This is a genomic window from uncultured Paracoccus sp. (genome assembly GCF_945915435.1).
GTDB lineage: Bacteria > Pseudomonadota > Alphaproteobacteria > Rhodobacterales > Rhodobacteraceae > Paracoccus.
This window is the reverse complement of sequence record NZ_CAMEFG010000003.1, coordinates 50237-63625: the sequence shown is the minus strand read 5'-3', so window position 1 is coordinate 63625 and position 13389 is coordinate 50237. Positions and strand designations below refer to the sequence as shown.

The following is a 13389-nucleotide window of genomic DNA, read 5'->3' as shown; positions in this document are numbered from 1 at the left end:
AGGGAAAGCCATGACCGATTTCACCATGAAGACCGACGCCCAAGGCGTCGCCATCATCACCTGGGACGTGCCCGGCAAGTCGATGAACGTGCTGTCGCTGGACGGCGCGGCGGAACTGGACGCGCTGATCGACCAGGCGCTGGCGGATGCCTCGGTCAAGGGCATCGTCATCACCAGCGGCAAGAAGGACTTCGCCGGGGGGATGGACCTCAACGTCATCGCCGGGATGAAACAGGGCGGCGCGCAGGCGGTCTTCGACGGCGTGATGGGCCTGCACCACCTGCTGCGCAAGATCGAACTGGCGGGCATGGACCGCAAGACGAAGAAGGGGGGCAAGCCCATCGCCTCGGCCCTGCCCGGCACCGCGCTTGGCATCGGGCTGGAACTGCCGCTGGCCACGCATCGCATCTTTGCCACCGACAACCCCAAGGCCCGGATCGGCCTGCCCGAGATCATGGTCGGCATCTTCCCCGGCGGCGGCGGCACGACGCGACTGGTGCGCAAGCTGGGTGCGATGGGGGCGGCACCGCTGCTGCTGGAGGGCAAGCTGAACGACCCCGCCAAGGCCAGATCGGCGGGGCTGGTCGATGAGATCGCCGCCGACCCGCTGGCCGCCGCGCGCGAATGGGTGCTGGCCGCCAGCGATACCGACCTGGTCAAGCCTTGGGACGCCAAGGGCTACAGGATGCCCGGCGGCGCGCCATATCATCCGGCGGGCTTCATGACCTTCGTCGGCGCCAGCGCGATGGTGCATGGCAAGACCCTTGGCGTCTATCCCGCCGCCAAGGCGCTGCTGAGCGCGGTCTACGAAGGCGCGCTGGTCGATTTCGACACCGCCCTGCGGATCGAGGCGCGCTGGTTCACCAACGTCCTGATGAACCCCTCCAGCACGGCGATGATCCGCAGCCTGTTCATCAACAAGGAGGCGCTGGAGAAAGGCGCGAACCGCCCCGACGCCCCCGACCAGACCGTGAAAAAGCTGGGCGTTCTGGGTGCAGGGATGATGGGCGCGGGCATCGCCCATGTCAGCGCCCTCGCGGGCATCCAAGTGGTGCTGATCGACTCGACGCAGGAATCGGCGGATCGCGGCAAGGCCCATTCCGCGGGTCTGCTGGACAAGGCCATCAGCCGCCGCAAATCGACCGAGGAGAAGAAGGCCGAAGTGCTGGCCCGCATCACCCCGACCACCGATTACGCCGCGCTGGACGGCTGCGACCTGATCGTCGAGGCGGTGTTCGAAGACCCCGCCGTCAAGGCCGAGGTCACGAAACGCGCCGAAGCCGTGATCCCGCAGGACGCGATCTTCGCCACCAATACCTCGACCCTGCCCATCGGCGAACTGGCCCACGCCAGCGCCCGGCCCGATCAGTTCATCGGCATCCACTTCTTCAGCCCCGTGGACAAGATGGCCCTGGTCGAGATCATCAGGGGCGCACAGACCGGCCCGCGCGCGGTGGCCAAGGCGCTGGACTTCGTGCGCCAGATCCGCAAGACGCCCATCGTGGTCAACGACGCGCGCTTCTTCTACGCCAACCGCTGCATCATCCCCTATATCAACGAAGGCATCCGCCTGCTGGCCGAAGGCACGAGCCCGGTGCTGATCGAAAACGCCGCCCGGATGATGGGGATGCCGCTTGGCCCGCTGCAACTGATCGACGAGATCTCGATCGACCTTGCCGTCAAGATCGCCCGGGCCACGCGCGCGGCAATGGGCGACGCCTACCCCGACGATGCGGTGGACGGCGTGATCTTCCGCATGGCCGAACAGGGCCGCATGGGCCGCAAGGCGGGCGCGGGCTTTTACGACTATGACGACAAGGGCAAGCGGCAAGGCTTCTGGCCCGGCCTCGCAACCGAATGGCCCATAGCCGACACTCAGCCCGAGTTCACCGAGATTCAGCACCGCCTGATGTTCATCCAGTCGCTCGAAGCCGTGCGCGCGCTGGAACAGAACGTCCTCACCGACATCCGCGAAGGCGATGTCGGCGCGATCCTCGGCTGGGGCTTCGCACCCTGGACGGGCGGCCCCTTCTCATGGCTGGACATGCTGGGCAGCGATACCGCCACGGCCATCGCCGACAGGCTGGCCGAAAAACACGGAGACCGCTTCGCCGCCCCCGCGCTCCTCAGGGACATGGCCGCGAAAGGGGAAAGCTTCTACACCCGTTTCGCCCCGGCTAAGGACGCGGCCTGAAGACAGCGGCAGGGCAAGGGGCGACCCCCTTCCCTGCCTCGCGTCCCCTTCCCTTTCTTCATCACCCAAATACCCAAAAAACGGTGCAAGAGGCGATGTCAGATCAGCCCCTCGGCCCGGAATGCCGCGCGCAGATCGGTTTCGGGACGGGCGCCGACATGGGCGATGACCTCGGCAGCCGCGATGCAACCCATCCGCCCCGCAGCCGCCAGCGGCACGCCAAGGGCCAGCCCGCAGATCAGCCCCGCCGCGAACTGGTCGCCCGCGCCGGTGGCATCGACCGGGACGATCCTGTCGACGGGAACGCCCACCCGTTCGTCCCCGCGGATCAGGATCGCATCTTCGCCCGATCGCGTGCAGATCACCAGCCCGCAGTCGCGCGCCGCCATCTTCAGCGCGCTTTCCAGATCGGTGGCCTGATACAGCGATTGCCATTCCTGCTGGTTGCCGATGACGTAATCCATCGGCCCCGCGACCAGCTTGCGGAAATCCGCGCGGTGGCGGTCGACGCAGAAGGGATCCGACAGCGCGATCCCCGCCTGCCCGCCCGCCGCGTGACAGGCCTTCGCGGCCTTCAGAAACGCCGCCTTGCCGGGGTCCTTGTCGAACAGATAGCCTTCCAGGAACAGGTATTGCGCGCCGGAAAACACCGCCGGGTTCACGTCCTCTTCATCCAGTTCGGCCGAGATGCCCAGATAGGTGTTCATCGACCGCTCACCGTCCGGCGTGACGAAGATCGCGCAGCGCGAGGTCGGCAGCACATCCCCCGCCACCGGGGGGTTGACGAAGACCGTCCCCGCCGCCTCGGTCTGTTCGGCATAGCTCAGCCCAAGCGGATCGGCGGCCACCCGCCCGACAAAGGCCGTGCGCAGCCCCAGCATCCCGATCCCCGCCAGCGTATTGGCGACCGAGCCGCCCGGAACCAGCCGCGCCTTTCCCTGGGCCGCGGTCAGTTCCTCGGCGCGGGGCCGGTCGATCAGTTGCATGATCCCCTTCTCGATCCCAAGCCGGTCAAGCTCGGCATCCTCGCAAGGGGCGATCATGTCCATGACCGCGTTGCCGATGCCGATCACATAGGGGGTAGTCATGCGGTTTTTTCCTCATAGGGGCAGATATCGGCGACGGGGCAGATGGCGCAACGTGGGCGCCGCGCCTGGCAGATGTAGCGGCCGTGCAGGATCAGCCAGTGATGGGCGTCGTGCTGGAAGCGGGCGGGGACATTGTCCTCGATGGCGCGCTCGACCTCGTCCACGTCGCGGCCCGGCGCGATACGGGTGCGGTTTCCGACGCGAAAGATATGGGTGTCCACCGCCTGCGCGGGCATGCCGAAGGCGGCACTGAGGACGACATTCGCGGTCTTGCGCCCGACGCCGGGCAAACCCGTCAGCGCGGCCCGGCTGTCGGGAACCTCGCCGCCGTATTGCTCGACCAGGATGCGCGACAGGGCGATGACGTTCTTCGCCTTTTGCCGGTAAAGGCCGATGGTCCTGATATGTTCGGTCAGCCCCTCCAGCCCCAGGTCGAGCATCTGCTGCGGTGTCCGGACCTTGGCAAACAGCGCGCGCGTGGCCTTGTTCACGCCCACATCCGTCGCCTGCGCCGACAGTGCGACGGCGACGACCAGCGTAAAGGCGTTGACATATTCCAGCTCGGTCCGAGGCTCGGGGTTACCTTCCCGCAGGCGCGAGAAAAAGGCGACTTGGCTGGCGAAGGGCAGGGCCGGAGGCGGGCGGAGGGTGCGCGGTTTCGTCATGGCGACCTGATGCCCTGCCCCGCGCGGCAGTTCAAGCACCCTCGACCGGCGGCGCCATCGGCAGAAAGGCGCCGCCGGTCGGGGCTGATCGCGATTATCTGAAAAAAGGTCAACGATCCTCGCGGGATAAATACTGGCGCTTGCCCGGAACCTGTGAGAGGCTGGCGTCGTTTTGAACGTGACCGTGCAGTCGGCAGACCGCGCGCCATTTTCAGCCGGGCAGTCGTGAACTGCCTTCAAAGAAAGGTAAGACGAATGAAAACCCGCATCTCGTTGCTCATCGCCTCGACTGGCCTGATCGCGCTTGGCGCCTGCACGGACGAATATGGGCAGACCACCGCGCCCAGCCGGACCCAGCAGGGTGCCATCGCAGGTGCCGTCGTCGGCGGCCTGATCGGCGCCGGCGAAAGCAAGCAGCGCGCCGCGCAGGGCGCGATCCTGGGGGCCGGGGTCGGCGCGATCGGCGGCCGCATGCTGGACCAGCAGGAACGCGCGCTGAACCAGCAGTTGAACAACCCCAATATCCAGGTGGTCAACAATGGCCAGTATCTGACCGTGCGCATGCCGGAATCGACGCTGTTCGGCTTTGATTCGGCGGCGGTCAGCGCGCAGGGGCAGAACGACCTCTACACCATCGCGCGCAACCTCAACCAATATCCCAACAGCACCATCCAGGTGATCGGCCACACCGACGCCACCGGCTCGCAGGCCTATAACCAGGACCTGTCGCAGCGCCGGGCGCGCTCGGTCGCGGGTATCCTGACGGCGGCGGGCGTGAACCAGTCGCGCGTCACCACGACGGGCCGCGGCTCGGCCCAGCCGGTGGCGTCGAACAACACCGACGCAGGCCGCGCGCAGAACCGCCGGGTCGAGATCCTGATCCACCCCAACAGCTAAAGGCTGCCCGACAGCATGAAACCGGCCCTTGGCAAGGGGCCGGTTTTTTCATGTTCTCATGATCTGCCGCCGGATATGCCAAAACCCCCGCCTGTCGCCAGACGGGGGCCTTGCTATCGGTTGACGAGACCGTCAGTTCAGGCGATGGGCGACTTCGTCGATCGCCTTGTCGATCGCCGCGCTGCGATCCGCCGGGCTGGCCTGCTGTTGCAGGATGCCCGCGGCAGCGGCCACGGCGGTCTGGATGGCGCGGTCGCGAACGGCGCGCACGGCATCGCTTTCGGCGCTGGCGATCTGATCCTCGGCGGCCTTCAGGCGGCGCTCGATGGACTGCTTCAGTTCCTGCTTGGCCTTTTCGGCCTGCGCATTCGCCTCGCGCCGGGCATTGGCGACGATTTCATCGGCAAGGGTGCCGACTTCGCGCTGGCGGCGCTCATACGAGGCATAGATCTCCTGCGCCTCTTCCCGCAGGCGGCGCGCCTCGGCCAGGTCGTCGCGGATGCCCGCGGCGCGCTTGTCCAGCAACCCGCCGATCAGTTGCGGCACGCGGTAATAGACCAGGATGCCGACGAAGACGAGGAACGAGATCGTGACGATGAAGTCGGTATTGCCAAGGCTGAAGAACGGCCCGTCGGCGGCAAGGGCGGGGCTGGCGGTCAGTGCCAGCAAGGCGGCAAGGCGTTTCATTGCACGGTCCCCCCAAGATGCCGGTCCACGGCCTGATCGACCAGGTTGCGGTCGGCGCCGCTGCCGAAGACGCGCACCAGTTCCTCGGTCACGTCGCGGGCGACGCTGCGCGCATCATCCAGCGCCGAGGCGCGGATATCCGCGATCCGCTTTTCCGATTCCGCCGCGCGGGCCGCGATTTCGGCATCCGCATGGGCGATGGCCTGGTCCAGTTCGGCCTGGATCTCGGCGCGATTGGCCGCGACGATCTTCTGCGCCTCGGCGCGGGCATCGGCCAGCGCCTTGTCATAGGCGGCCTCGGCCTCCTTGGCCTTCTGCTTGAATTCTTCCGCCGCCATGAGATCGCCGGTGATCGCGCCCTGACGGTCGGCAAGCACGCCGCCGATACGGGGCAATGCGATGCGCGACAGCGCCCAATAGGTCACGCCAAGCGCCACCACCAACCAGAAGATCAGGTTGCCGAAGATGGTGGGGTCAAGCTGCGGCAATCCGCCCGCCTCTGCGGCGGCAGCGGCCTGATTTGCCGCATCCGCGGATTCGGTGATGGTCACCGGATCGGTATTTTCAACCGCGGCGGGCGCGGTCTGTTGCAACAGGCTGATCATATCCTACCCCATGCCGGTCGTTTCACAATCGGGTGGGCGCGAAGGCCCCCACCCAACCGCAAGGATGGCAAAAGGATCAGACTGCGAACAGCAGCAGCAGCGCGACGAGGAACGAGAAGATCCCCAGGGCTTCTGCGAATGCCAGGCCGATGAACAGCGTCGCGGTCTGCGATGCGGCGGCCGAGGGGTTGCGCAGAGCGCCTGCCAGGTAGTTACCGGCAACGTTGCCCACGGCGATTGCAGCGCCGGCCATACCGAAGCAGGCGATGCCCGCGCCGAGGTATTGACCGAGTTGAGCGAGTTGGCTTTCCATGTTCATGCTCCTTGAGGCTTTGGAAAGGTTTGACGTGATCCCGACCGGCCGCCTAGTGCGACGGATGCAGCGCGTCCTTCAGATAGACGCAGGTCAGGATGGTGAAGACATAGGCCTGAATGGTCGCGACCAGCACCTCCAGCGCATAGACGCCGACGATGGCCAGGACGGTGAAGGGCATCAGCGCCGCGATCGAGCCGAATACGGCAAAGACCTTCAGCACCGTGTGGCCCGCCATGATGTTGCCGGCAAGACGGATGGAATGGCTGACGGGCCGCACGAAATACGAGATCAGCTCGATCAGCGCCAGCACGGGCCGCATGACCGCCGGGGCCGAGCTGACCCAGAACAGCCCCAGGAAATGCGAGCCGTTCTTGACGAAGCCCAGGATGGTGACGCCGACAAAGACCAGCAACGCCAGCACTGCCGTCACCGCGATATGCGAGGTGGCCGAGAAGGACATCGGCAGCAGCGCGACCGAGTTCGCGAAAAGGATGAAGCAGAACAGCGTCATGACATAGGGAAAATATTTGACGCCTTCCTTGCCGGTGATGTCCTCGACCATCTTGCGCACCATGCCATACATCAGCTCGGCGATGGATTGCGTCCGGCTGGGAACCATCGCGCGCCCGCGCGTGCCCAGGACCAGCAGGCCGATGATGGCCAGGACGTAGATCCCCATCCACAGGGTGGCGTTGGTGGGCGTATACCAATGCACGGCCCCGTCGCCGAACAGCGGCTTGACCAGAAACTGATCCATCGGATGGAAGGACAAACCGCCCGTTTCTTCTGTCGCCATCGTCATTCACCCTCGTCCTTGCCGGGATGCCCCGGCTTCTTGCCCATTTCAGCGGCGGTCCGCATCAGCACCTTCACCCCGGCCACGAAGCCCAGCAGGATAAAGACGACCAGCATGATCGGCGAGGTGCCGAACAGCAGGTCAAGCCCATATCCGATTCCCAGCCCCAGCAGCAGCCCCGCCACCAGTTCGGTCACCATGCGCCAGGCCATGTTCGCCTGGTTGATATGTTCTCCGACGCGCGAGGGGCCTTTTTCGCCCCCGATGCCGCCCAATCGGGTTTCAAGCTCTTTCAACCGCGCCGCGTCGCGGGCCCGTTCGGCCTCGCTCTCGGATGGTTCCTTCAAAGCCAGCATCCCCAATTCGGTTGCGGGGGTGATAGGGGGTGCAGCCCCCCGAGTCAAGCCGATGCCGCATCAGGTCAGTTTGTTGATAATAAATGATATTTTTCAGGAAAGGATTTGCACGAACTGATCGCTTGCGCATCATCGGGGTTCTCATCCATATTCAACTGCCGGGTTGAACGATATCCTGATGACCGAACGAAGCCAGCCCCTGGACATGATCTTCGCCGCCCTCGCCGATCCGACGCGCAGGGCGATCCTTGCCATGTTGCTGGAAGACGACATGTCCGTCACCGATGTCGCGGCGCCCTTTTCGGTCAGCCTGGCCGCCGTTTCCAAGCATCTTGGCGTGCTGGCCGGGGCCGGGCTGATCCGGCAAGAGCGGCGTGGGCGGATCATCTGGTGCATGCTGGACCCCGACGGACTGCGGCAGGCATCCGTCTGGATGCAGGGTTTCGGCCAGTTCGACCCGGTGGACCTGGACGATTTCGAGCGTTTCCTGCGCCAGGAACTGGAAACCGGATAGGTGTTAACCATTCCGTAAGAAGTTGCGCGTAAAGCTGAGGGGAATCAGTCACCGATTGCGAGGGCGCGCGTGTTCCATTCTCTCATCATGCTGACATTCGATCAGCCGCTTCGGGTCGCAACGGGTGGGGGATTGTTCAACAACACCCGCCCACGCCTGAACATCGACGGTCTTGATGGCGCCACGGTCTCGCGCGTGGTGATCGAGGATGACGATGACCGGCTGCAATACTTGCGCCCCGGCGACAGCAGGTATGAGGCCGAGGACAAGCAGACGCTGACCTCGGACGTCAGATTCGGAAACGATCCGGATCCCTTGCCCGCAGGCACCCAGATCAGTATCAACAACGCGACGCTGATCACGGATTCCAAGGGAAACCAGTTCCACATCTTCTTCACCTCGATCAGCGGGGGCGAAGGAAATATGCCCCAGATCGTCGGCGGGCAGCATTCCATCTTTGTCCTGCCCGTCCCGTCCAAGAACGAAAACGGCATCGAAACCTGGCCGGAATTCGACCCGTCGGAAAAATTTACCGGCAGTTCGGGGCGGCAATTCACCACCAGCTTCCAGTCCCTGCCCCTCGACCCCAACGGCATCGTGGACGACCCGAACGCGGGCGATCCGCCCTGCTTTACCCCCGGCACCCTGATCGAGACCGCCGATGGCGACAAGCCGGTCGAGCTGTTGCAGCCGGGCGATCTTGTCCGCACGCGCGACCACGGGCTGCAACCCGTCAGGTGGATCGGTTCGACCCATCTGGACGCGCACCGGCTGGACCTTCAGCCCAACCTGCGCCCCATCACCATCGGGGCGGGTGCCATCGGCTGCGGGATGCCCGCGCAGGCGCTGACCGTTTCGCCCCAGCACCGCATCCTGATCCGTTCCCGCATCGCCCAGCGTATGTTCGACCAGCCCGAGGTCCTGGTCGCAGCCAAGCACCTTCTGGGAATGGATTCCATCCATACCGGCAACCCGCCCGCAGGCATCACCTATATCCACATCATGTTCGACCGGCACGAGGTCGTCCGCTCGAACGGGGCATGGACCGAATCCTTCTATGTCGGCCCGCAGGCGCTGAAGGGCGTGGATCGCAGGATCATGCGGGAAATCACGGCGCTTTTCCCGCAGCTTGCGCAAGGCCAGCGCCCTCGGGCGGCGCGGCGGTTGCTGTCGGGGCGTGAAGGCCGGCGCCTTGCCGAACGCCACTCCAGAAACGGCAAGGTCCTGGTCTCCTGACCCTATTCGGCAGCCTGTGGCGCGGCCTCGTCGGCAACCGCTTCGATCACCGTGATGCGGCCATCCAGCGCGGGGGCGAAATCGGGACCCTGGCCGATCAGATACTCGGCCAGGACATCCGCCAGATCGGGGCCGAAATCATAGGCGTCGATGGCCTTCTCGGCAAAGACGGCATAGCCGTCGCCGCCGTTGCGAAGGTAATCGTTCGAGACCACGCCATAGCGCGCGGACCTGTCAACAGGCACCCAGTCGCCGTCCTGCCGGACCTGCACCTCACTGATGCGCGAACCCGGCTCGGCGCCCGGATCGACCGTGTATTTCAGCCCGGCAACCTGCGCGAAACGGCCCGCGCCGTCCTCGTATTGGCTCGCGCCGTTTTCCAGCGCCCGGACGATATCGGCCCCGCTCAGCGCAAAAGTCGCAAGCGTGTTCTGGAACGGCAGCACCGTCAGCACCTCGCCCATCGTCACCGGCCCCGGATCGATCGAGGCGCGGATGCCCCCGCCGTTCATCACCGCGATGGAAATATCCTGCCCTCTCACCCGCTCCAGCATGGCGTCGGCGATGACATTGCCCATCTCGCACTCGCCCACCCGGCACAGGACCCGGTCGCCATCAATGGGGGCGGCGATCTCGGCCACGACCCGCTGCTTCAGCTCTTCGATCGGGTCGCCCATTTCGGCGACGCGGGCGGCGATCTGCGGATCGGGCCGGACCGAAGCGTCCAGCAGGACGGGCTGCCCTTCGGCGCGGATCAGCTTGCCCGCATCGTCCCAGGTCAGGGTCAGATGGCCCAGATACTTGCCATAGGCATAGGCGGTCGCGACCGGAACCTCGGCCCCGCCGGGACCCGTGACCAGCGTGGGATAAGGTCCCTCGGCACCCTCCATATCGCCCAGCAGGGTATGGCTGTGCCCGCCGATCACCGCATCCAGCCCCGGCACCGTTTCGGCGAAAAGCAGGTCGCGGCGATAGCCGGAATGGGTCAGCGCGACGATCTTGTCCACGCCCTCGCCGGTCAGCCTTTCGACATCGGCGGTCAGGCTTTCCACGTCATCGACAAAGATCACCTCACCGCCGGGCGAGGATGTCTCGGGCGTGTCCATCGCGAGGGCCGAGACGATGCCGATCCGTTCGCCTCCCACCTCCAGCGTGACCAGATCGCCCACCTTGTCCCGCAGGTCGGAGCGCGACAGGTCCAGGTTGCCCGAAATCACCGGGAAACCGACGCCATCGGCCAGCTTGGCCAGGCCCTCGGGGCCGTCGTCGAATTCGTGATTGCCCACCGCCATCGCGTCGAAGCCGATGGCGTTCATGAACTCGACCGTGTCGCTGCCCCTGTAGGTCGTGTAGAACAGGCTGCCCTGATACTGGTCGCCCGCATCCAGCACGATCACGTTCTGCCCATCCGCCTGCAGGCGGTCGCGCAACTCGCGGATCGCGGTCGCGACGCGGGCGATGCCGCCGAAACATTCGCCCTGCGCCTCGGCGTCGGGCGCGCAGGTGCTGTCATTGGCCGAGATCGGCTCAACCCGGCTGTGGAAATCGTTGATATGCAGGATGTGCAGCGTATATTCGGCCCGCGCCGCGCCTGCCATCAGCGCGATCGAGGCGGCGGCGATCAGCCAGCGTTTCATCGTCTTCACCTTTCGGTCCAGGGTCCGGGACCGCAGATTGGTCGAAGCGGCCCCCGCGCGTCAATGCACAAGACTGCGGGGCCCAAGACATGCAGGGGCGCTTGACGCAATGGCCACGGCGTCGCATGAACCCCTCATGCTGATCTACAAAGTCCTTCGCCAAGACGAATACCGCCGCTTTGACCGCGATGGCCGGACCGACGGCGCGCCGGTCGACCTGGCCGACGGCTACATCCACCTGTCCACGGCCCAGCAACTGCCTGGCACGCTGGCAAGGCATTTCGTGGACGAGGCCGGGCTGGTGCTGCTGGCGCTGGACCCCGCCACGCTCACCCCCCTGCGGTGGGAGCCGTCGCGCGGCGGCGCGCTGTTTCCCCACCTCTACCGCCCGCTGACCCGCGCGGACGTCGTCTGGGAACGCCCCTTGCCGCTTGGTCCCGACGGCCACCTGATCGGAGAGATCCCATGAAGCTGATCGAGCAACTCGGCCTGAACCTGCTGCATCGCCTCCAACCCGAGCGCGCCCATGACCTGTCGATCATGGCGCTGCGCTGCGGGTTGGTGCCCCTGCCGGGCGGGCCGTTCACCTCGGACAGGCTGGCGACCGAAATCGCCGGGCTGCGGCTGGAAAACCCGCTTGGGCTGGCCGCAGGCTACGACAAGAACGCGCGCGTGGTCGGGCCGCTGATGCGCGCGGGCTTCGGCTTTGTCGAGGTCGGCGCGGCCACCCCCCGCCCGCAGCCCGGCAACCCCAAGCCCCGCCTGTTCCGCCTGTCGGCGGAACGCGCGATCATCAACCGCTTCGGCTTCAACAACGAAGGCGTGCGCGCCATCGCCCGGCGCATGGCCGCCCGCCCCGCCCCCTATCCGCAGGGCGTGCCGGTCGGGCTGAACATCGGTGCCAACAAGGACAGCGACGACCGCATGGCCGATTTCGCCACCGTCGTCACCGAGGCCGGCGAGGCCCCGGACTTCCTGACCGTCAACGTCTCGTCCCCCAACACCGAAAAGCTGCGCGACCTGCAAGGCCCGGCGGCGCTGGCCGCCTTGCTGGACGGGGTCATGCGCGCCCGCGATGCGCTGGAACGCCGCCCGCCGGTCTTCATCAAGATCGCCCCCGACCTGGACGACGGCGCGCTGGCCGATATCGCCACCGTCGCCATGCAGGCGGGCATCGACGCCATCATCGCCACCAACACCACCCTGTCACGCGCCAGCATCACCGACCTGCAAGCCAGCGAGGCAGGGGGCCTGTCCGGCATGCCGCTGTTCGACCCCTCGACCCGCGTCCTGGCGCGGCTTTACCAACTGACCGAAGGGCGCATTCCGCTGATCGGGGTCGGCGGCATCACCTCGTCGGGGGATGCCTGGCAAAAGCTGCGCGCGGGCGCCTCGGCGTTGCAGATCTATTCCGCGCTGGTCTACCAGGGCTTTTCGCTGGTCACCCGCATCCTGCACGAACTGGACGAGCGGCTGATCCGCGAAAACACCACGCTGGACGAATTGCGCGGCAGCGGGCACCAGGACTGGCTTTGACGGCCCCGGCCTTAGAACAGGTCGCCCTGCCGCAACAACTGGTTCATGGAATGCGACGGCTCATCGCAGCCGGCATCGCCCACGATCCGGGCGGGCACGCCCGCGACCGTCTTGCAGGGCGGCACCTCGGCCAGCACCACCGAACCGGCGGCAATGCGCGAGTTGTGGCCGATGCGGATATTGCCCAGCACCTTGGCCCCGGCCCCGATCATCACGCCGTCGCCGACCTTGGGATGGCGGTCGCCGTCCTCTTTCCCGGTGCCGCCCAGGGTCACCGAATGCAGCATCGAGACATTGTTGCCCACGCTGGCCGTTTCCCCGATGACGATGGAATGCGCATGGTCGATCATCACGCCCGTTCCAATCCGCGCGGCGGGATGGATATCGACGCCGAACGCCTCGGAACAGCGCATCTGCACGAAATAGGCCATGTCGCGCCGCCCTTCCCGCCAAAGCCAGTTGGCGATGCGGTAGGCTTGCAGCGCCTGGAACCCCTTGTAGAACAGGATCGGCTGCATCAGCCGATGGGTCGCCGGGTCGCGGTCGAAGACGGCTTCCAGGTCGGCGCGCGCCGCCTGCGACAGTTCGGGCGCCCGCGCATAGGCGCCGTCGGCCAGTTCGCGCAGGATCTGCTCGCTCATCTCGCGCGAGGCCAGCTTGAGCGAAAACCGGAAGGCCAGCGCCGCCTCGAAGGTCGCGTGGTGCAGCAGCCCGGCATGGATCAGCGATCCCAGCAGCGGCTCCTCGCGCACGGCGATTCGCGCTTCTCGCTGGATGCGGGTCCAAAGCGGGTCATGCTCCGACGGATCGGGGCGGCGGCTGGCTATGGCGATCTTTCCTGACACGCTGTTCTTGCCTCGCG

Annotated in this window: 15 protein-coding genes; 6 read left to right on the top strand and 9 right to left on the bottom strand. The window is 66.0% G+C overall.

From position 1 onward, the window contains the following. Window positions 1-10: 10 nt before the first annotated feature. Window positions 11-2194, top strand: a complete 2184-nt coding sequence (locus Q0O97_RS01895; RefSeq protein WP_294924015.1) for a 3-hydroxyacyl-CoA dehydrogenase NAD-binding domain-containing protein — start codon at window positions 11-13, stop codon at window positions 2192-2194. Window positions 2195-2292: 98 nt separating this feature from the next. On the opposite strand, the gene Q0O97_RS01890 is transcribed toward Q0O97_RS01895, so the two are convergent. Then, window positions 2293-3282 carry an adenosine kinase gene (locus Q0O97_RS01890; protein ID WP_294924012.1) on the bottom strand — a complete coding sequence of 330 codons (990 nt, stop codon included), beginning with the start codon at window positions 3280-3282 and terminating at the stop codon, window positions 2293-2295. After that, on the bottom strand, window positions 3279-3947 hold the full coding sequence (gene nth, locus Q0O97_RS01885; RefSeq protein WP_294924009.1) for an endonuclease III: 669 nt from the start codon (window positions 3945-3947) through the stop codon (window positions 3279-3281). The genes Q0O97_RS01890 and nth overlap by 4 nt, the downstream gene beginning before the upstream one ends. A gap of 255 nt (window positions 3948-4202) precedes the next feature. On the opposite strand from nth, the gene Q0O97_RS01880 reads away from it, so the two are divergent. Continuing rightward, entirely contained in the window at window positions 4203-4844 is a 642-nt protein-coding gene (locus Q0O97_RS01880) for an OmpA family protein (RefSeq protein ID WP_294924006.1), read from the top strand. A 132-nt stretch (window positions 4845-4976) separates the two neighbouring features. On the opposite strand, the gene Q0O97_RS01875 is transcribed toward Q0O97_RS01880, so the two are convergent. The 5 genes from Q0O97_RS01875 to Q0O97_RS01855 all read right to left on the bottom strand — a co-directional run bounded on the left by Q0O97_RS01875 (window position 4977) and on the right by Q0O97_RS01855 (window position 7523). Further along, window positions 4977-5531, bottom strand: coding sequence for a F0F1 ATP synthase subunit B (locus Q0O97_RS01875; protein ID WP_294924003.1), 555 nt, complete (start codon window positions 5529-5531; stop codon window positions 4977-4979). Then, window positions 5528-6136 (bottom strand): F0F1 ATP synthase subunit B', encoded by a 609-nt coding sequence (locus Q0O97_RS01870; protein WP_294924001.1) that lies wholly within the window; start codon window positions 6134-6136, stop codon window positions 5528-5530. The genes Q0O97_RS01875 and Q0O97_RS01870 overlap by 4 nt, the downstream gene beginning before the upstream one ends. Before the next feature lie 76 nt (window positions 6137-6212). After that, window positions 6213-6449: a F0F1 ATP synthase subunit C gene (locus tag Q0O97_RS01865; RefSeq protein ID WP_294923998.1), complete on the bottom strand. Its 237-nt coding sequence runs from the start codon at window positions 6447-6449 to the stop codon at window positions 6213-6215. 52 nt (window positions 6450-6501) lie between these two features. Continuing rightward, entirely contained in the window at window positions 6502-7248 is a 747-nt protein-coding gene (locus tag Q0O97_RS01860; protein WP_294924201.1) for a F0F1 ATP synthase subunit A, read from the bottom strand. Between the two features lie 2 nt (window positions 7249-7250). Further along, window positions 7251-7523, bottom strand: coding sequence for an AtpZ/AtpI family protein (locus Q0O97_RS01855; protein ID WP_294924198.1), 273 nt, complete (start codon window positions 7521-7523; stop codon window positions 7251-7253). A 259-nt stretch (window positions 7524-7782) separates the two neighbouring features. Between Q0O97_RS01855 and Q0O97_RS01850 the strand changes: the two genes are divergently transcribed. Further along, complete coding sequence (locus Q0O97_RS01850; protein ID WP_294923995.1) at window positions 7783-8118, top strand: metalloregulator ArsR/SmtB family transcription factor; 336 nt, start codon at window positions 7783-7785, stop codon at window positions 8116-8118. A gap of 69 nt (window positions 8119-8187) precedes the next feature. Beyond that, on the top strand, window positions 8188-9354 hold the full coding sequence (locus tag Q0O97_RS01845; RefSeq protein ID WP_294923992.1) for a Hint domain-containing protein: 1167 nt from the start codon (window positions 8188-8190) through the stop codon (window positions 9352-9354). 2 nt (window positions 9355-9356) lie between these two features. On the opposite strand, the gene Q0O97_RS01840 is transcribed toward Q0O97_RS01845, so the two are convergent. Then, window positions 9357-10991 carry a bifunctional metallophosphatase/5'-nucleotidase gene (locus Q0O97_RS01840; RefSeq protein WP_294923989.1) on the bottom strand — a complete coding sequence of 545 codons (1635 nt, stop codon included), beginning with the start codon at window positions 10989-10991 and terminating at the stop codon, window positions 9357-9359. A 136-nt stretch (window positions 10992-11127) separates the two neighbouring features. Between Q0O97_RS01840 and Q0O97_RS01835 the strand changes: the two genes are divergently transcribed. After that, window positions 11128-11460 carry a DUF952 domain-containing protein gene (locus Q0O97_RS01835; RefSeq protein WP_294923986.1) on the top strand — a complete coding sequence of 111 codons (333 nt, stop codon included), beginning with the start codon at window positions 11128-11130 and terminating at the stop codon, window positions 11458-11460. Beyond that, entirely contained in the window at window positions 11457-12527 is a 1071-nt protein-coding gene (locus tag Q0O97_RS01830; protein WP_294923983.1) for a quinone-dependent dihydroorotate dehydrogenase, read from the top strand. The genes Q0O97_RS01835 and Q0O97_RS01830 overlap by 4 nt, the downstream gene beginning before the upstream one ends. Window positions 12528-12538: 11 nt before the next feature. Here the strand turns inward: Q0O97_RS01830 and cysE are convergent, their stop codons facing one another. After that, window positions 12539-13372: a serine O-acetyltransferase gene (gene cysE, locus Q0O97_RS01825; RefSeq protein WP_294923980.1), complete on the bottom strand. Its 834-nt coding sequence runs from the start codon at window positions 13370-13372 to the stop codon at window positions 12539-12541. Window positions 13373-13389 lie beyond the last annotated feature (17 nt).